This window comes from Vibrio nomapromontoriensis (genome assembly GCF_050337205.1).
Taxonomy (GTDB): domain Bacteria; phylum Pseudomonadota; class Gammaproteobacteria; order Enterobacterales; family Vibrionaceae; genus Vibrio; species Vibrio nomapromontoriensis.
In genome coordinates, this window is the sequence record NZ_JAKJSS010000012.1 from 32067 (window position 1) to 51648 (window position 19582).

17 protein-coding genes are annotated in these 19582 nt (G+C 39.4%); 10 read left to right on the plus strand and 7 right to left on the minus strand.

What is annotated here, in order from left to right; translation table 11 throughout:
* Nucleotides 1–367 precede the first annotated feature (367 nt).
* The 4 genes from L4D05_RS16105 to L4D05_RS16120 all read left to right on the plus strand — a co-directional run bounded on the left by L4D05_RS16105 (nt 368) and on the right by L4D05_RS16120 (nt 4371).
* A complete protein-coding gene (locus L4D05_RS16105; protein ID WP_428752094.1) occupies nt 368–1369 on the plus strand; it encodes an arabinose ABC transporter substrate-binding protein in 1002 nt (333 codons plus the stop codon).
* A gap of 56 nt (nt 1370–1425) precedes the next feature.
* Nucleotides 1426–2940 (plus strand): L-arabinose ABC transporter ATP-binding protein AraG, encoded by a 1515-nt coding sequence (gene araG, locus L4D05_RS16110; protein ID WP_428752093.1) that lies wholly within the window; start codon nt 1426–1428, stop codon nt 2938–2940.
* A 14-nt stretch (nt 2941–2954) separates the two neighbouring features.
* The gene (araH, locus tag L4D05_RS16115; protein WP_428752092.1) at nt 2955–3947 is read left to right on the plus strand and encodes an L-arabinose ABC transporter permease AraH; all 993 of its coding nucleotides are present in this window, start codon (nt 2955–2957) and stop codon (nt 3945–3947) included.
* 271 nt (nt 3948–4218) lie between these two features.
* A complete protein-coding gene (locus L4D05_RS16120; RefSeq protein ID WP_250617636.1) occupies nt 4219–4371 on the plus strand; it encodes a hypothetical protein in 153 nt (50 codons plus the stop codon).
* Nucleotides 4372–4494: 123 nt separating this feature from the next.
* On the opposite strand, the gene L4D05_RS16125 is transcribed toward L4D05_RS16120, so the two are convergent.
* From L4D05_RS16125 to L4D05_RS16155, 7 genes are all read right to left on the minus strand, one after another.
* Nucleotides 4495–4836: an antibiotic biosynthesis monooxygenase family protein gene (locus tag L4D05_RS16125; RefSeq protein WP_428794611.1), complete on the minus strand. Its 342-nt coding sequence runs from the start codon at nt 4834–4836 to the stop codon at nt 4495–4497.
* Between the two features lie 38 nt (nt 4837–4874).
* Entirely contained in the window at nt 4875–6134 is a 1260-nt protein-coding gene (locus L4D05_RS16130) for a ferredoxin reductase family protein (RefSeq protein WP_428794612.1), read from the minus strand.
* A 131-nt stretch (nt 6135–6265) separates the two neighbouring features.
* A complete protein-coding gene (locus L4D05_RS16135) occupies nt 6266–7009 on the minus strand; it encodes a hypothetical protein (RefSeq protein ID WP_428794613.1) in 744 nt (247 codons plus the stop codon).
* Complete coding sequence (gene def / locus L4D05_RS16140) at nt 7006–7506, minus strand: peptide deformylase (protein WP_428794614.1); 501 nt, start codon at nt 7504–7506, stop codon at nt 7006–7008. The genes L4D05_RS16135 and def overlap by 4 nt, the downstream gene beginning before the upstream one ends.
* A 59-nt stretch (nt 7507–7565) precedes the next feature.
* Nucleotides 7566–8414 (minus strand): EAL domain-containing protein, encoded by an 849-nt coding sequence (locus L4D05_RS16145; RefSeq protein WP_428794615.1) that lies wholly within the window; start codon nt 8412–8414, stop codon nt 7566–7568.
* 182 nt (nt 8415–8596) lie between these two features.
* Nucleotides 8597–8986, minus strand: coding sequence for a hypothetical protein (locus L4D05_RS16150; protein WP_428794616.1), 390 nt, complete (start codon nt 8984–8986; stop codon nt 8597–8599).
* Nucleotides 8987–8991: 5 nt separating this feature from the next.
* A complete protein-coding gene (locus tag L4D05_RS16155; protein WP_428794617.1) occupies nt 8992–9582 on the minus strand; it encodes a winged helix-turn-helix domain-containing protein in 591 nt (196 codons plus the stop codon).
* Nucleotides 9583–10379: 797 nt separating this feature from the next.
* Between L4D05_RS16155 and L4D05_RS16160 the strand changes: the two genes are divergently transcribed.
* The 6 genes from L4D05_RS16160 to L4D05_RS16185 all read left to right on the plus strand — a co-directional run bounded on the left by L4D05_RS16160 (nt 10380) and on the right by L4D05_RS16185 (nt 19443).
* The gene (locus L4D05_RS16160; protein ID WP_428794618.1) at nt 10380–11120 is read left to right on the plus strand and encodes a hypothetical protein; all 741 of its coding nucleotides are present in this window, start codon (nt 10380–10382) and stop codon (nt 11118–11120) included.
* A gap of 79 nt (nt 11121–11199) precedes the next feature.
* Entirely contained in the window at nt 11200–13611 is a 2412-nt protein-coding gene (locus L4D05_RS16165; RefSeq protein ID WP_428794619.1) for a fimbria/pilus outer membrane usher protein, read from the plus strand.
* Between the two features lies 1 nt (nt 13612).
* Entirely contained in the window at nt 13613–14314 is a 702-nt protein-coding gene (locus tag L4D05_RS16170) for a fimbria/pilus periplasmic chaperone (RefSeq protein WP_428794620.1), read from the plus strand.
* Nucleotides 14311–15507 carry a hypothetical protein gene (locus tag L4D05_RS16175; RefSeq protein WP_428794621.1) on the plus strand — a complete coding sequence of 399 codons (1197 nt, stop codon included), beginning with the start codon at nt 14311–14313 and terminating at the stop codon, nt 15505–15507. The genes L4D05_RS16170 and L4D05_RS16175 overlap by 4 nt, the downstream gene beginning before the upstream one ends.
* Nucleotides 15508–15610: 103 nt before the next feature.
* On the plus strand, nt 15611–16225 hold the full coding sequence (locus tag L4D05_RS16180) for a fimbrial protein (protein ID WP_428794622.1): 615 nt from the start codon (nt 15611–15613) through the stop codon (nt 16223–16225).
* Nucleotides 16226–16308: 83 nt separating this feature from the next.
* Complete coding sequence (locus tag L4D05_RS16185; protein ID WP_428794623.1) at nt 16309–19443, plus strand: hypothetical protein; 3135 nt, start codon at nt 16309–16311, stop codon at nt 19441–19443.
* The last annotated feature ends 139 nt before the right edge of the window (nt 19444–19582 follow it).

Below are 19582 nucleotides of genomic sequence, written 5' to 3' on the forward strand. Positions count from 1 at the left end.
ATGACTCCACATAACAATCGGTATTTCCTTTATTTTATAGCCAGCAAGTGGTGGTAGAGCCATGAATTGAATCGTCATATACATGGACAAAATCGCCGCAATGGGGATTGTGTGGTTGAGTTAATAAAATAACGAATATCGAGGAAGTGGCGTGAAAATCACGTTGTTAGCTTGATTGATGTAGCGTTTATGGCATGTGAGTGCATATGCGGCTGACAAAGTGAGATCTGAATCATGGCTGAGATTGCTATATGCATGGATAAAATGGCTACAAATTTTTGGTGTGATTTTCATCACTTCTTTCATCCATCATTGCCTCTAATAATGCAATAGAACATCAACCTGCATCAGTAAATGGAATGACATCATGAGTAAAATAAGAAAAACACTCACTCTAGCCGCTTTGACGGGAGCAACACTACTGAGTTCATCTGTAAGCGCATTTTTTGGTAGCGATGATGGCCTCAAATTAGGCTATTTGGTTAAACAACCAGAAGAACCATGGTTTCAGACAGAATGGAATTTTGCCGAAAAAGCTGGCGAGCAATATAACTTCGAAGTGATAAAAATGGCGGTGCCTGATGGTGAAAAAACGCTTAATGCGATAGACACTTTGGCTGCGAGCGGTGCGAAAGGCTTTGTTATTTGTACCCCGGATCCTAAGTTGGGGCCCGCGATTATGGCAAAAGCCAAGAGTTATGACCTAAAAGTTGTCACGGTCGATGACCAATTCTTAAATGCTAAAGGTGAGCCGATGCTCGATGTGCCATTGGTCATGATGGCCGCTAGTCAAATTGGTCATCGCCAAGGAACAGAACTTTACAATGAAATGAAGAAACGTGGCTGGGATGAATCCACAACAGCAGTAATGGCGATTACTGCCGATGAACTTGATACGGCTCGTCGCCGTGTGGGTGGCTCTATTCAAGCGCTAGGCGAGCTTGGTTTTCCTAAAGACCAAATTCACCGTGTACCAACCAAATCAAATGATATCCCAGGCGCACTTGATGCAGCCAACTCCCTGCTAGTTCAATATCCAGATGTGAAGCAATGGCTGATTGTTGGCATGAACGATAATACGGTACTTGGTGGGGTGAGAGCGACAGAGGGACAAGGGTTTAATGCTGAGAATATTATTGGTATCGGCATCAACGGTGTGGACGCGGTCAATGAGCTGGCAAAATCTAAGGCGACGGGTTTTTATGGGTCGTTATTGCCAAGCCCTGACGTTCATGGTTTCAAGAGTATTGAGTCGCTATATCAATGGGTTGAAGAAGGCGTAGAGCCAGAGAAGTTTGTTGAAGTGACGGATGTGGTACTGATTACTCGCAATAATTTCAAAGAAGAATTGGCGAAAAAAGGACTGTAATGGACGAACCGAGCGGCAGGGATGCCTGCCGCTTTGGATATTCATAGGAGGAAAATATGTCAGTCTCACCGTCTTATTTAGAGTTTCGCAATATTTCTAAGCACTTTCCAGGAGTGAAGGCGCTATCCAATATTAGCTTTCGCACCAACAAAGGCAGTATTCACGCACTCATGGGTGAAAATGGAGCCGGAAAATCCACGTTGCTGAAAACGCTTAGTGGGTTACATCAGCCGACAGAAGGGGAGCTAATTATTGATGGAGTACCGTTAAGTTTTGCTTCTACAACGGATGCGTTGACGCATGGTATCGCGATTATTTACCAAGAGCTCAATCTGGTACCGGAATTGAGCGTAGCTGAAAACATATATTTGGGTCAGCTGCCAACCAAAAATGGTCGCGTAGATACCGTAACTTTGAATGCGAATGCGCGTGAGCAGTTACTCAAACTCGGTGAAGACTTTGACCCATCACGTCCGCTCAAAGAGTTTTCTATCGGACAATGGCAGATGGTAGAAATTGCTAAAGCATTAAGCCGCAATGCCCATATCATTGCCTTTGATGAGCCAACCAGCAGCTTGTCTCAACGTGAAATAGAACGATTGTTTAAAGTGATTCGTGAGCTACGAGATGATGGAAAAATCATCATGTACGTGTCACACCGTATGGAAGAAATTTTCAATCTATGTGATGCCATCACGATCTTCAAAGATGGTACACATGTTCAAACGTTTGACGATTTATCGTTACTTAGCCACGAACGCTTGGTGGAGCTTATGGTTGGACGGGAGATCAATGATATTTATAACTATCGCAGCCGCCGTTTTGGTGAAAGCGGTTTAGCGCTTAAAAACCTAATAGGTCCGGGATTAACCGCCCCTGTTTCTCTTAACATTCAACAAGGAGAAATATTGGGGGTATTTGGCCTTGTTGGCGCAGGACGAACCGAGTTAACTCGTTTGATCTTTGGCGCAGAGAGAGCAGTCGGCGGGGACATCCTTTTAGATGGTAAGCCAGTGGTCATCAAAAATCCGCGAGAGGCGATTCGAGCCGGTATTACATTATGCCCTGAAGACCGAAAATCGGATGGCATTGTGCCTATCTTATCGGTGGAAGAAAACACCAATATTAGTGCTCGCCCTTGGCACCTTACATTGGGTAGTTTGATCAATTTTAAGTGGGAAAAACAAAATGCGGCTGAGCAAGTTAGTGCGCTTAATGTGAAAACACCATCACTGGATCAGTTGATCGGCAATCTATCTGGAGGGAATCAACAAAAGGTCATTTTGGGCCGCTGGTTGTCAACCGACATGCGTGTCATTTTACTCGATGAACCAACACGTGGCATAGACGTCGGGGCTAAATCCGAAATCTACGATCTGATATTTAAATTGGCTGATAAAGGCGTCACGGTGCTGGTGGTTTCAAGTGATTTACCTGAAGTACTTGGTATTTCAGACCGCTTACTCGTGATGAAAGATGGAGCGGTAACGGGTGAGTTATCTCGCTGTGATTTTAACGAACAAACGGCGCTGCGCCTTGCCATGATGGGCCATGCTTCTGATGCTGCTTAATAAGGATAATTACAATGTCTCTAACCAGTTCAACCAAAATATTTAATAACGAAAAGAAAAAGGCACCATTTAGTGTTGCTCAAATTTGGGATCGATTTGGCATGCTAATGGTATTTGCTGCCTTGTTTATTCTTTGTGCTTTATTTGTCCCCTATTTCGCCACCTTTATCAATATGAAGGGACTAGGGCTAGCGATTTCCATGAGTGGTATGGTGGCTTGTGCCATGCTGTTTTGCCTGGCATGTGGTGATTTGGACTTGTCCATTGCTTCCATTATCGCGTGTTCAGGCGTAGTGACGGCGGTCGCCATTAATGCAACCAGCAGCGTGGTGTTAGGCGTTGGCGCAGGCTTGCTGTCTGGAGTTGCCTTTGGACTACTTAATGGCTTTGTTATTGCTAAGCTGCAAATCAACGCACTTATTACGACGCTCGCTACGATGCAAATTGCGCGTGGGCTAGGCTATATCATTTCCGATGGCAAAGCGGTAGGGATTACGGAAGAAAGCTTTTTTACCCTTGGTAACTCATCGGTTCTTGGTATTCCAACCCCCATTTGGTTAACGTTAATTACGTTTGCCGTGTTCGCTTTCTTATTAAATAGAACCGTTTACGGGCGTAATACACTCGCGATTGGTGGCAATGAAGAGGCGGCGCGTCTTGCGGGTGTTAATGTGGTCAAAACAAAGATCATCATCTTCACCATTTCTGGCTTTATTTCAGCATTGGCGGGTGTCATTTTGGCCGCTCGAATGACCAGTGGGCAACCGATGACATCGGTTGGGTTTGAGCTTGTGGTGATATCGGCGTGTGTGTTGGGTGGTGTATCGTTGAAAGGCGGTATTGGTAAAGTGTCTTACGTGATCGCTGGGGTACTGATTCTAGGAACCGTAGAAAATGCGATGAACCTACTGAATATGTCGCCGTTCTCTCAATATGTGGTTCGCGGCCTGATCTTACTTGCCGCCGTTATCTTTGACCGCTATAAGCAAAATTCAAGTAAAGTGTGACGCCAATATCCCTCTATCCTGTCCTGATAGAGGGATATTTTTTACGACTAAGGCAACGTTTACATTTCATTTATTGTTTTTTTAAGCCGTGATTTTACAGGTTCTCTCCTCATAAAGCGGAGTTAAGCAAAGCGTTAAAATATCGCCAGTGTTAAACAATAAAAACTAATCAATACGACAAATAATCCGATTAGTACCTAAGGTAGTGGTCTGGTTTAATGCGCGCATAAATGTTGTTCATTTTTTTATTTGTTTATTTCAAGGTGTATACATGTTCGCGATTGATGATCTAGTAGTAGCAACGAAAGGTGTGGATTTGGGTCAAATGGTAGTAGTTGGCACAAGCGCTGGCGGTCACTACGTTCACGTTAAAGTGGATGGCGCGACGCTGACTTACCCAGCACGTGACCTTCAAAAAGCATAATTACTAGCGTATTTGATTTAAAAGGCAGCCTTCTGGCTGCCTTTTTCATTTCAGATCATCTAACTCAGCTTTCTCGTCGAGTTGGCAACTAGAACCCTCTGATATTGAATCTTGCGCAGCAAACTAATAGTGAGTGAAGTCCAACGTCAATATTTCGTCACTTCCTTGACCAAATGAAGCATACTTATCGTAAAGAGCTGCGGTCCTTTCTACACCAAGATCGTTAAGAATCTTCGATAATTTTTGGAATTCGTCATTTGCAATGCAAGCTAAAAATGACTCTTCGGACTCATAGCGCCCCTTGTTAATTAGCATTTTGGGGTTTTGACGGTTTCGAAAAAGTGTTGAGCCTAGGAATCCAGGTTGCTGTTCCATAAACTCACCGATAGAAGCCCATGTACTTAGGGCGTTCTTATCGTCACCTTCTGGTAGAATAATCACGTTGAAAAATACATGTATAGTCATCACTCCCTCCCTATATTGTGTATATGAGCTGATATAGCTTATCGAAACTCAAAGGCCTCGGTATAAATAGAGGACTTTTGTACAGATTGTTCAACTAGGTCTTTATGTAGGCCTTTGACCATTGGTTTAGGTCCACAAAGAAAGTAGCTGTATTCGTTCAAAGGGTCTTGTAGCTTATTTTTCATCATATCAACTCTAGCGAAATACCCTTTGTCTGATTCCAAGAGGACAATAGTCAAGTTTCCTAGCTCTTCAGTTATTTGCTCTAGTTCGTCTTTAAAAATGGCTTCACGTAGATTGCGAACAGCGTAAATAAATATTATTTCACGAGGGTCATTTGGTTCCATCGCACGTATCTTTGATAAAAACGGGGTAATGCCTATTCCACCCGCGAGCCAAACTTGCTTGTTCCCTGCTTCTTTAGCATCGAAATTTCCATAAGGGCCGTGAACGAGCACTTGTTTACCTGGCTTGAGCTCTTCGCGGACCTTCCGTGTCCAATCCCCTGAAACTTTCATCGTGAAACGGAGATTTTCCTCAGTTGGTGAACTAGATATAGTAAATGGGTGAGGTTCAGACCAGCCCTTACTTTGTATCTCTACAAACGCGAACTGACCAGCCTTAAACGGGAGTGACTGTTTAATTGGTTCAAGTACTATCTCTGTAGCTCTCTCAAGAGTGTTGACCTCAACTAGCCTAAACGGTGTGTAATTGCGTTTGTTCTTGCCCAAAATGCTGTAGAAGAAAGAGAGTACTCCAACCAATGCAAAAGTAATTAACATATATCCAGGTGCACTAAAGCGCTCAAAGAAGAGTGATGGAACAGTCATGAAATGACCGATTGCTAAAAAGTAGACTAGGCCCATGAATTTGTGAGGAAGGCGCCAACGGTGGTAAGGGATTTTAAGGTTCAATGTAATAGCTAATGAGAGCGCCATTGTAATCAGAGCTAGCATCCCAAGTTGTGCAGATGGAACAAGAGAATATTGTGTAGGCTCGATATTTTCAGGGAGCTCTTTTGGAATACCAAAGAAATGTACCAGGATTAACAGCCCAGAAGAAATTCCGCAGAATTTGTGAACCTGATACATTCGGTCAAGGCCGCCAAATAAGTTCTCAAGCCACATAGCTCGTGTAGATAAAAGTATTGCGCAGGTCATTAATAGGAATGAAAAACCACCGAGCAAGGTCATAATGAGTACTCGAGGGGGAGCGCTTTCAGAAGCTGAACCTAAATGTAGCCCAGCGAAAATGAGTAACAAAAACGCAATCGCGAATACGCCTTTTCTATTCAACATATATCCTCCGATACGGGGCACCGATATAACATGATTCAAGAGACCAATTTGGGTCTGCGTGTATAAACGAAAATCTAACTTAAGTTAACGAAGTGAAGAAAACTGGTAAGTAATATATTGGTTAAATAACGCTACTTTAGTGTCTTCTCGTATAAGTTGACCTTACGTCCTAGATAATTTACGGTGACATTGGCATAACCGAGCTTCACTGCTTCAAACTGACCTGCATAAGCGAGAGCGTGCTCGGCATCATTGGCGAGAACAGATAAATTATATACAGGTTTGATAAAGCCTTGTTCAATAGTTTGAGTGTTTATATATGAAGAGGTAAGTGAGCCTGAAGTATTAAGCGCTATAACGCGCTGCAAGTCTATACCTAAAACCCTGTCAATTTCTAGTGATTCCACTTGACGCTTCCAACGAAATGTTAGTCCATAGTTATCGTAAGTTAGCTCCGAATCCAACCACTTTTCTCCTAGATATTCAATTGAACTAACTTTCACGATATTAGCTTCATTGAGAGGAAGGTCTGCCAGACGATCTTTGAGCTCATCCTCGTCATTTGCTGTGATGACGAGTGTTATGATGTCTAAATCGTTTTCTCCAACATTACTCTTCCGTATATAAATGTCTTTGATTATATCAGAACGGATTAGAGCCCTTACCTTCTCCTTTTGTTTAGGTAGCAAACCTAAAATTTCATAAGGATCATCGGTGTTCCATTCCAACTCGACACCGTAGTCTTTAGCATAACTAAAACTGGAATAAGAGAACAAAAAAAGGGTAAAACTTATTGAGATGAATGCCGCTAATAGGAAACGCATTGTTAGGTCCTTTGTAATCACGAATAATAAATGTCCAAAAGTTGTTTTCATGCCAACCCTCTCATTGCATTGAGAACGGACTGAATTCTGTCTCTATCTAAATAGTCTATGAAGAGAGTACCGTTTAGGTGGTCACACTCGTGTTGGATACAAACAGAAAGAAGACCTTCCGCCGTAAAGGAGAGTGGTTTACCTTTCTCATCAGATGCACTGACTCGTATTTTGTTTAAACGATTTACGCGTGCACTAAACTCCAGGACAGATAGACACCCTTCTTGACTCAACTGTTGTGAGTCATCAATCGACGAATATTGTGGATTGACTAGTATCATAGGGCTATCCCTCTGATGGCTAATATCAATAACGACCACTCGTTTCGATACGCCAACTTGAGTTGCGGCCAAACCGACGCCACCAGATTCATACATTGTCTCCAGCATATCATCCACGAACTCGGATAAATTTGAATTAAATTCCTCTTCTTTAACTGTATGTGCGATCTTCCTTAGTTTAAGATCTGGTATCGTAAGTATTTCGAGTACAGACATCAAAATCCCCTTTTAATTTAGTATGTGATATTAGATGATCAATTCGTCATGTCTTTCTTCTATGGAAATAAAAACCCTTGCAGTAATTTATTTTTCGAATGAGGAAGTTTGCATATTTTGACATAGTCTTCTACCTCTTCAACGCGTTCAAAGATAAGTGTTGGTAAATGATTTACAGAGGAAATAAAATCAAGAAAATTAATGGGGTCCAATATCTCTTCAGAGTCGCTTACATCGATTTTTAAATAGTCAATACAGCTGAAATAGCGCATTAATAAGCTTCTCCAGCTTGTTTCATATAAACAGAAATCATCTAGTGCTATCTTTACCTTATTTTTCCTAAGCCAGAATAGATGCTCATGAATCGAACTGATACATAAATCTTCAGTATGCCTTTCAGTTATTTCTATACATGTATGAACCTCAAACACTATTAGAAACTCTGCTAAATCAATTAACCGACCAATCACTTTTTTCAAAGAAAGTTGCCATGGTTCTACATTGATAAATATTGTAATTCCAGACGTAATCTCTAGGTTATCTATAGAGGAGACATACGAGCAGATAGTGTCTATTTGTAGGAAAAGAATATCATTGACTAAACTTCTATTTTGGAATCCGGATGAGTATATGGATTGGCTCTCGCACAGTAATACTTCATATCCAAAAGTTGCACCCTCTTCAGTAACTACTCTCTCGAATTTAAGTTTTCCAGGTATGGTCTCATGTGAGTGAGAAGAGTGCCACGATGAATGGTGGAAAGCATATTTTTTTTTATAGCTTTGGTCACTATCTTTCACACTCTGGCTGTGACCGCTAAGATTGAAGTCAACATCCAAAAAAAACGTCTTAGCATCATCGACCATTGTATAAGAATACAAGGGTGTATTTTTCTCCGTTGGTTCCATATGACAATAACCCCTAATTTAACTAACGAATAACGAAAATTTAGCGAAGCTGAATCCTGCTAAGTGGTATGATGTTAATTATTAGTTACTAATGGGTAATAATGCAATCTACACGGGGGCTAGACTAGGTATTTTAATATTAAAATAATAGATAATAATATTAAAATACCCTTTTAATATTATTATGGCGTAAGGAAAATACACCCTTCATGATTGTTCATCGACTTATCGTGTTGTTCTTTACTTTCATACTTTTCTATTTTGGTTATAATGAAAGGTAAGCAAGATCCTTCACTATCAGACTTACCTACTAGAAGAAAAGCATCGAAATAACGAAGGTAGCCACCATTAAATGGAACTAGAGATCCATCAGTACCATTTATATAACTCTCAAACCCAAGACGATTGAATTTAATGTTACCAAAAATGTCCGTTTCAGAGTTGGAGCAAGGAGGGGTAATGTGTAGAGTAAGCTCTTCCTTAAAAGTGAATGCACCCGCTAAGCCTAGTACGAAGATCAACTCAATAGCTAATAGGCATAGCCAATTTATTCTGGTAAAAAAACGAAACATAAAAATCACCAGTACAATAAATAATTTAGGAGTAGTATGGAGGCGATAGAGTAGCCTAATATGATAGACAAGGACTTTACTATCTTTCTTTCCTTTGAAAAAATATGGAAAAAATGAGTATCAGTGATTGAGTTACTCATTTTATTTAAAATTATATTTGGTTCATTAGTCGCATTAGTATTCCCTAATGCAATATTTAAATTACTAGTGCTTAAGCTGCTAATGTTTAACATGTATCCTCTTTTAGGCATGGTTATGATTATCCCGTCTAACCCACATTGCCTGAAAATATCTCTAATTTTCTTTATTGCTACAGTGAGGGAACCATTGCTAACCACACGATCAGGCCAACAATTATTGAGAAGAGTTTGTCTGGAAACAACATCTATTGGATGATTAGCTAGCTCTCTAAGAATATTTTCTTCTGTGCTGTTTAATGAACCTTTCGATTTTGCGATTGATATTAATACCTGAAACAGCTCATCATGTGATACTTCTTTTTGTTCCAACTCTTTTGGTTCCTTTCCTTTAAGGGGCGGGAAAGAGTGAAGCATACTCTCTCCAGTTCTATCATGTGCGTATTTTGTGTTAGCCATATCAAAGTGCCTCATTCTGAAATATCATTCTATCCAATAGGGGAATTAACGATCTAATTTATTGATTATTATATTATTATAAACAAAGCTGAAAGGGTTTACGTGACACTTACCCCATAAAGAGTCAACATAAACCGTTATAATATCCCTTTTCAGATCACGGTAGACCTGTAAACCCTTAGTGTACAATGTCGCAACAATTTCTTCACGTCATTTATCTATATTTATAATATAATTTACATTAAAAGTGCGCTTTTATGAGGTGTTATTGCAAAACTCCAAATCATAAAAATCATAAAAATCATAAAAATCATAAAAACTCATGAGCAATACCTCGATAGTATAAATGGGAATAAAAGTGGATGTTTGTAGCAGAACTAACCATTGTAATTGAGTTGAAATAAAAGTGAAATAAAAACTACATAATAACGTAAACTCTTAATAACTATTTATCCTGCCATTATGGCAACTATAGTTTACATGTGAACTATAGCTGCGCTCTGTTGAATTAAATTGTTTTGGTTGTATTAACCATTTTATTTTCGTGGGTATTTGGTTTTTTTGAAGGTTTAATATTAAAGTTTAATATTTAATATTAAATTAACGGCCTTTGTGTTTACCTATGGGCTGGAAAGCTTATTATTAGATGCCAAGATAAGAGAAACCCGGTAAAAATAGAAACACGGGGGGGGATGGTAAATAAAAGGAATTTATTATTTTAAAAATTGGCCCAACAGACCAATTTGATTTCGCATACTAAATAAAAATATATCAAAAGGGATAAAAAAGGTAACGATATGAAGAAAAGCAGTATGAACGTTTTAACGCTCGCACTTATCGCTGGAGCGTTTACTGGAAATGTATACGCTGATGAAGCCGCAGGTGATGCAGGTACAGCACCTGCAGCACCTGCAGCACCTGCAGCACCTGCATCACCTGAGGTTGCTACTTCTCCAGGAACAGGTGATGGTATTCACAGTGGTTTGATTCAGTTTGTCGGTGCTGTTAGCAGCACTACCTGCAATTTCGTTGTTGACTCAAGAGCTTCAGAGTCTCTTACAAATGGGGCATCCTCTTCAGTATCGCCGGGTAATGCAGGTGGTGGTACTGTCAGGTTTAACGGTTTAACGGTATCTAACGTAACAGTGGATACTGTGGATGCTCCCACCGCTTATGCAAACTTCGATATCATTGGTACAACGTCAGCGGGAGCTCCTTGCCTAATTGGCACAACATACCAAGGTCAAACTGCTGGAACTACTGCGTACACTATCCAGTGGACTGCGGGCAACTGGAATGGTTCGAGCGGAATTATTGCAGGTGACAATCCAGGGGTTGGAATTAAGTTGTTTAACGGTGCAAACGCAAGTGGCACTCAGATAACTCCTAGCGCCAATCTGGTTACAGGGACAACGACCAACGGTCAAAGTTCTCGATTCCCATTTACAGCCAAGTTGGTAAGAACTTCTGGGGCAAGTGATTCTGATATTGCAGGTGCATTCAGCTTGGCAGCAACTTATACAGTATCATATAACTAAAAATTATTATCATACAGTGTCATATAATTAAAAATTATTATTTATAGCGCTCAAAAAGGGCGCTATTTTAGAGATTATCATGAATGTATATATCAGACTATTTTTGATGTACATATCCTTGAATTCTGTATTTTTGCGTGCCAGTGAACAGAATGAATTGAATTACTCATTTATTCAAGGCGACTACACTGAAGTTCCACTTGCGCTGCAAACACTTGGGTTTAATGTGCCGGGGGATCATTTGGTCGATGTTCGATTTAATGATGTTAGCTATGGTAGACGTGTATTAAAAATTAGCGAACAAGAAACAGAAAGTATATGTTTGAAAGCGGATTGGTTAAATGGGTTAGACTTGCCAATCAATTACCATAAGGTTATTGGGGCTTACATCCCTAAAAGAGAATGCTATGACTTTACGAAAATAGAAGGGGGGGCGGTAAAGTTCTCTTTTTCTACTCAAACTTTAACAATGAGTTTACCTCAAGTAACGATCCTTAATATTACCCCAGAGGAGAAGTGGGACTTTGGTAGTAATGCATTGAGATTAACTTATGACCTTAATGCAAACGAAACAATATCAAATGATTCAGCAGGCTACAACTCCTTCGATTCTTATGGTGGCTTTAACACTCTAGTTAATGTAGATAGATGGGTACTTAATGCAAGAGCTAGTGTTACAAAAGGTGCTGGATTTAATACCCCTAGCGCTAATATCTCTACGCCAATTCAATCTATAAAAGGCGATCTCAGTATGGGTCGCAACGTAATTTCTGCTCCAATAGTCCAAGGATTTAGTTATGATGGTGTCCAGATTAGATCTAATCGTTCTATGCTTGACCCAAACTTGAGAGGTTATTCACCGGTTGTTGATGGTATCGCTAGTGGGAAATCTAGAGTTACTATAAAGCAAGACGAATACACTATAATTAGTAGGATCGTACCCGCTGGTCCATATTCTTTTTCGGATGTGTCTGCTATATATAGTGGGGAGTTAACTATTATCGAGGAAGAGTTGGATACGGGTGAAAAGACTACTCGAACCATGTACGTTTCCACTTTACCAAATTTATTGAGAAAAGGTAATTTAGATTATAGTTTGTCGGTAGGAAGTAAAACTGATGAAACGAGGATGTTTATAGCGGGCGGGCTGGATTATGGACTATCTTTCGGAACGGTTAATTTAGCATCAATTATCAGTCGAGATTATCAAAGCTTAGGATATGGTGTGGGTGTTCCACTAAATAAATTTGGTGCATTGACTGCTAGTATAAATTACTCATGGTCACGTTATTCTAAGCCCATTTCGACAGGATTTATTGATAACACTCTCGATGGACATGCTCTTGAAATACAATACTCTAAAGTACTGGGTCGAGATACTAATTTACAGATTATAGGGTACCAATATGCATCAAAGGGGTATGTTGAATTTTCAGATTTCAAGCCCGATAATCTTTTGGATGCTTATAGTCGCAGGTCGCGAAGTGATAGGTTAACATTCAACGTTACTCATAGAATGGGCCTCAACAGGTTTTCGGTTAATGGCTGGTATGATAGGTATCGTGATTCATCGAATAGGCAAGGAATAAGCTTTACCGCTTCTCGCTCGTTTAAGGCTCTTTCTGTGAATATAGCGAGCACTTATCAGAGTGGAACTAATAGTCGTGATGTATTAAGTAGTTCAATTAACTTTAGTTTTCCATTTAGTGCGTTTGGACGCGATCATTATTCATTCAGTAATATGCATTACAACAACAATGATGATTCATTCACTGTTAATACAGGTGCATCACTAAGATATTCTGACAAAGTAAGTGGTGGTTTGAATGTAAGCTATAAAAATAACAGAAAAACTAACACGTCATTATACGGTAATGTCAATTTTGATAATGTTAGTACTAGCGTTGGTCTTAGTCGTAGTGATGCATATACTAATATATCAGGGAGTGTCAGAGGGTCCGTTCTGGCTACTCCTAAAACTAAGGTTATTTTTTCCAATAAAACGGCTAGAACCATTGCAATTGCCCGAGTACAAGGGCTTGACGGTGTCGAATTTAATGATAATTACGCCGCTGATGGCAGCGGGGTAGCAGTAATACCATTAAGTCCATATAGAAAAAATAGTATTACATTAAATGGTGATGCTATACCTGCTAATATTGAATTGTTGACGAGCTCATTTGAAAATGTAGTGCCCGTTAATGGCGCGGTACTAGTTAAAGATTTCAATTACATCGATGTACAACGTTACTTTGTTAAGGTGAGCAAGCGAAACGGTGAGTATCCAAGTTTTGGGTCATTGGCGACAACAATGACGGGAGAAATTTTAGGGTATATTGCAGAAGGTGGTTTGCTGGTAATTACGTCTTTGGAGCCTATAGATAAAGTCGAAATTCGAGGGAAAGATAAATCTTGCTATTTAGATCTTTCCGAAGTCCCTGTTAATAAAGATTATATATTTGATGTTATATGCTCATTTGAAGGAAGTTAAAGTGAATAGTAATAAAATTCTACTCTTGATGGCGTTACTGATGTGCTGGTCTGTAACAGCGTCGGCTGCGTTTGTATTAAATACAACGAGAGTTGTCGTATCTGAGAAAGATAAATATGTATCATTCGAAGTTTCTAACCAAGGGACTGAAGAATATGGAGGGCAAGTTTGGATAGAGAATCCTGTTATACCAGGAAGTGATGGAGCTTTTGTAGCAATACCTGCGTTTTTTAGGGTAGGGCCCGGAGAAAAACAGATAGTAAGGATTGTAAATGCCAGTAGAGGACTTGATGGTAGCAAGGAGCATTTATATTGGCTAAATGTGCAAGAAATCCCTCCGAAGCCGAAAAATAAAAATGTTATTCAACTAGCGGTGAGGAGTAAAATAAAACTCTTTTATCGCCCACTTAATCTTCGTGATGGGAGGAAGGACGTTGAATCTGAAATTTTTATTGGCAACACAAATGCTGGGTATATTTTGCGTAATGACAGCCCCTATTTTTTGTCAATAGTAGCAATTAAAGACCCTGATGGTAATAAGATACAGTTGTCTAATAATGTGGCGAATATGTTGGCAACATTTAGGCCTTTTGAAGAAGTTATAATTGGTAATAGTATCCCTAAGAATGCTAATACTCTAACAGTATTTTCAATGAATGATTATGGTGGTGTTAGCAAATACGATATAGAGATAAAAAGATGAGTAAGTACATAAGAATAAGAGGGTTTTCAAAAATATTTTGGTACTGCTGGGTCTTATTTCTAGTAGGTGTTCCAGTTTTGTCAGAGGCAGAACACTTAACCGCAGATTTAGGGCCAATACCTGCAGGGAAAGTAGTAGAAGTTCAATTTCCAGTGACATTTAAGTATTGTTGGTACTTTACCACTGACGACAACCTTGGAACTGCTGATTTTAGGACCCCCCCTAATGACCCGTCTCGTGTAATACCGAAAAGAATTGAGTATTCACTTCACGGGGGAGGTGCGTCTGAGCATAATTATGGTGGTGATTTTGTCTATGCTAAAACTATATTGAATAATTTCCCCGATAATACAGAAGTTACAAAAATTATCGAGAATGTTGGTAATGAAAATGTTGATCCGAACAACCCACCAAAAGTAACGCTTTCAAAGACGGACGCGTGGGCAGGGAATATGACATGGGATGCTGCTAATCAGTATTACCATGTTCCGTTCGATGGTCGTGGTATTGAATGGTGGTTTTCAACTCAAACGAAAGGGTGGAATTCATTTCATTCATACCAAGGTCCTCAAGGAATAACCAGCCCTGGGTGTGGTTATCGGAATGGGCAAGGTGCCCTTTATACAGAGTATGTAATTACTGAATGGTTAGTAGATACTAGGGGGTTGGAACCGGGGATGGCAGGCATGACAGAGCCACTAACGGAAACTCTGTCATTCAGGTCACCAAACTATTCTGGAGTAACCATAGATGTGAACTTCACTGCTATTGATGAGACTAATTATAACCCTAATTGTTCCTTGTCGTTCCCAGGAACAGCCAGTAATACAATCCAATTTGGTGATGTAACTGCTGGAAAAACGAGGATTCGTAATATGCAAGTGGAGTTGACCTGTTCTCATGCTACTACCGCCGTACTTAAGTTCACAGCAGGACAAGACATAGTCCCATCGGATCCTACTAAACTTCAACCCCTCCCTGGAACGTATTTATCTCTGTTTGATGATGAGGGGCGAAAGGTACCTTTGGATGGAAGTGAAATATACTTTACAGGGCTGAATGATGTTAGAAGGTTATATTACGACATTGAACTAGATGCAAGTCAAGCTACCGATGGCGGTTCTTTCAATATACCTATTACAGTAACTATAGAAGCTAATTATAGGCAAGATTTTTCTGACGGAAATTTATAGTAGTTCAGAAGGTAATTAATTTAGAATATAGTATGAATTTTCGTATGTATTCATCATTACCGTCTGATTATGGAAAATATTCTCTGTTAATTTGGAGGCTTTAATGATTTTTAACATACAGAGAAATAAATGTGGTTATTTTTTGTTGTTGAGTTTATTGTGTAGTTCAATGACATCCGCTACCACATGGGATAATGGCTATGAGATTGATCCATTTCCTAATATGGACGTGTATATACCACAATCACACGAAGACACTCTTGTACTTAATATAGCAGGTAGAGTTATTATTCCTGCTTGTAGCGTAGATACGATAGCGCTATCCGAAAATTATGTTAAGCAAGTTAACTTAGGTGTGTATACTAAGTCTACAATTGAAAGTGACCGCGCTGCCCATGTTGCGGTGCCTTTTAATATATATTGTAATAGAAGCTACTCCGGAAATATTTCGTTATTTTACTCGTCGGATCATATTATTTCTGGGTATGATAATGTGATTCAAGCTGACGATAATAGTTCTATAGCTATTGAACTAACGAAAGGTGGAGACGGAGATGAAAAGCAAAATCTTGTATTAGGCCAAAAATATGAACTTATTAATTCTGGAGGTTATTATGATGGGTCTTTCAATGCTAGGGTTGTAAAATCTCCTAATGCTAGCTCGGTTTTGAGTGGTGCATTTAGAGCGGGTTTAACTATTGGGATTCGATATAACTAGAATGAATTTAACATTTAACATATTTGAAATCACTGTTATTTTTGGTGGTAGTGTTTTCTATTAAGTAAGAATTAGGTGATAGTATGTCTGGAAAGTTTCGTATGGCTCTAAATAATTATTTGGCAATTATTTTTTTGTTAGTAATTACAACAGTAAGTGGTTGTGGGGGGGATTCAGGCAGCCCGGACCCTACTCATTCTCCTCCTGAGGTTAGTGATAGAAAACCGAGAGAACATATTTCAATAGATGATGGTACAGTAGCCTTTTCACTTGATGAACAGTACTACTTACCGAATATATACAACAAGATCGGAAATATTAGCTATCGCTTTGAACCTCAGGGAGTTGTGTCTGATGCCGGTGATGGCCAACTGTTAATTATAAAGCCTGGGAGGGTAGTTGTTACCGCAGTAGATTCTTTACTAGGTTATGAAGATTCTATGGACACTTTTACTTTAGAAATTGAGAAAGCGGATAATGAACGGTTAACAGCTAACCCCTTAATCCTTTCTAATATTGGCAGCAATATATCGGGACGTATTAATGTTACTCAATTCAATGGTCAGATTACGTATGAAATACTTTCAGGGAGCGAAGTGGTTGATGTAGATTCAGATGGTATTGTGTTTGCTAAGCTACCAGGTGAGGCCACGATATTAGTGAAAGATTCAGGTAACCTGTATTTTAATCCTGCTGAGGTGGAAGTTCATGTTGAAGTCAGAGATTTATCATCAGATATAATTGAATATCGACCCATTTTAGCAACTTATAGCGCTGGATTGCTTTTGGAACCGTTACGAATTACAGGATTACAGGATTACACAGAGTCGTTTCGAATCAAAGGGCCCGATACAAATGTTGTTAATTTGCTAAATGCTGAAACAGGAGAAATGGAAGTACTAAAAGCTGGGAAAGTTTCTATTGTAGTTAGTGTAACCCGCTTTGTTGAAGGTATAGAATCTTCATTTGTTGAAGAATATGAGTTCATGGTAGATATTCAGAAAGCTGAAAGACCCGATTATCTTAAAATAGAACGCGATACTATCGTTTATCACCCTGATTTTATATTGTCGCCTACGGTAGAAAACTTACCTCAAGGAGCTGAATATTCTATAGACCCTGACCCTGAGTTCGCTCAAGACGTAATTGTGATAGATACAGATACTGGTCTGCCAAAAATACAGAATGCATCTACAAGTAAATTGGCTTTAATTCATTTACGTATCCCTGAGAATGACTTTTACAAAGCATATTCTGGCTCAATAAAGTATGCTGTTCGTCGAGCTCAGCATCCCGGAATTCCTAATAAAAGTATTCAAATAGAGTATAGGGAAAACCTGACAATTCCGCTAATTATATCAGGTGCAAAAGGTGAGCTAACAGTCGACAGTAATAACCAGAATGTATCACTTTCAGGAGGAGAAATAGTAGTTTCTAGAGTAGGGGATTATAGCTTGGAGGTCTTTGATGATGGGGGTAGAAATTATCTACCTCTAGAGCAACCTTTCACCTTAGATTTAGACGTTAGCCCGGGTATAGCCGATCCTTTGCCAAGTCTTGCAAGAATTCAAATGGAGTTTAGCGAAGGGCTAGTCATAAACCTTAAAGATCAATTTATAGCTCAAAATTTGATTTCTTCTTATGATGATGTTGAAGTCGTGTCAATCGATGGAGCAAATATATTGAGTATATATCAACCAAACTCTGTGCGCGTATTACGTGATGGTGGTGCTTTTGTTACAGTTCGAAGACCTGCAACAGATAATTTTAATGCTTCTGATGTCCAACGTATATATATTGTTATTACTTCGGCGGAGAGTTATTTGACCTTTGAGAATGGCGAAAGTGAAGTATCTGCAATATGGAGCCCTGCAACTAACATTCTCGCTCCCCCAAGGATACTGGGTGTTAAAGGAGAGCTTAGTTACCAGTTTGTTGACGGCTCGCTAACTGATGTTGTTCAACTGGATCAAGATGGTCAAATGAAAGTTCTAAACGCCGGAGTAACTCAAATTAGAGTCAATGATAACTTTAGAATTGGCTACTCTCCTAGCTCTTTAGTTTATACTGTTCGTGTCGAAAAAGCAGAGAATGATCTCTCTCTACAATATCCAGTTGTCCAGTATTTAGTGGAGGATTTCGTTATGCCTACATTAACTCATAGCATCATGAACAACGAAGGACACCCTCTAGATATGACATTTGAGCTTGTAGAGGCGACGAACAATAATGTCAGTATAATTGACTCAACAAGTGGTAAATTGCAAGTCAATGGTGCAGGAGATTATACAGTTAAGTTAACTTCGTGGTCTCGAAACTTTATGACAAAGACAGTTACTGTGCAAAGCAACATAGAGCGGGCTGAGCATCCTAGAATTATTATTGAAGACGTGGAGACAAACTATGCGCCGTTAAAGACTATTTTTCCTGTGATAAACGAAGGCTCCTACGGAGATTTAGTTTTCGGAACACATCAGATTGGTAGTGTTGCTTCTTCTACAGCTTCGATTAATCCAAACTCCGGTTTGTTAACCACCACTAATTATCCTGATTCTGATCTTGTTGTCTTTACGGTATATGCAAGCGAAAGCGATAACTACCAACAGTCCGAGTCAAGTACGTTCAATGTGACAGTAAATCCGCCTATTGTGTCGGAAGCAAATCAGAGGCATTCTGTCGAATTTAATATTAACAACACTAATAAAATATTAAGAAGTGACTTGGGAAATAATGGAGTGACTAATAATATTGGGGATACCCGGTTCGGGATTGCTGGGGTTCGTAATGTAATAATACCGACAGCAGACGATATACATAATTATGGACAAGGTATTCGAGTAGTCATTGAGCTTAAAAAAGAAGGAGAGGAGTTGACTAGACCAGGTCTTTTCTACCTAACTCGACATGATGGGTGCAATGTTACTGATAATTTCTCACGGGAGACTGCTATTCGATTAAATATTCCAAGCAGTTGTGAGCAAGGAAAAACACATTTTGTTACTAAGCTGATAAGTCTACAGCCGAATTTTGATTCCTTATCTTCTGGAGTTTGGAAATCAAAATATCCTTTGACGGTATACCGTTATGGAGAAAGGCTTTTTTCCCAAAGTGAGGAAGGTGGTACTTATGTCGAACATTTGAATGATGAATGTAACGTTTGTTCCACTCCTAGTAAACTTTATTGGTGGGAACTAGTCAATGTGACCCTTAATATCTAATTTAAACACAGAAACAACAAGGGGCTAAAAATATAATTAAGCTCCTTGTTGTTAAAGTGTATATTACGACCGTCCCTTTAGCTTATCTTAGGCTGACTTTTTCGTTTTATTGAACAGTACAAAGTGACGAAAAAAGGTG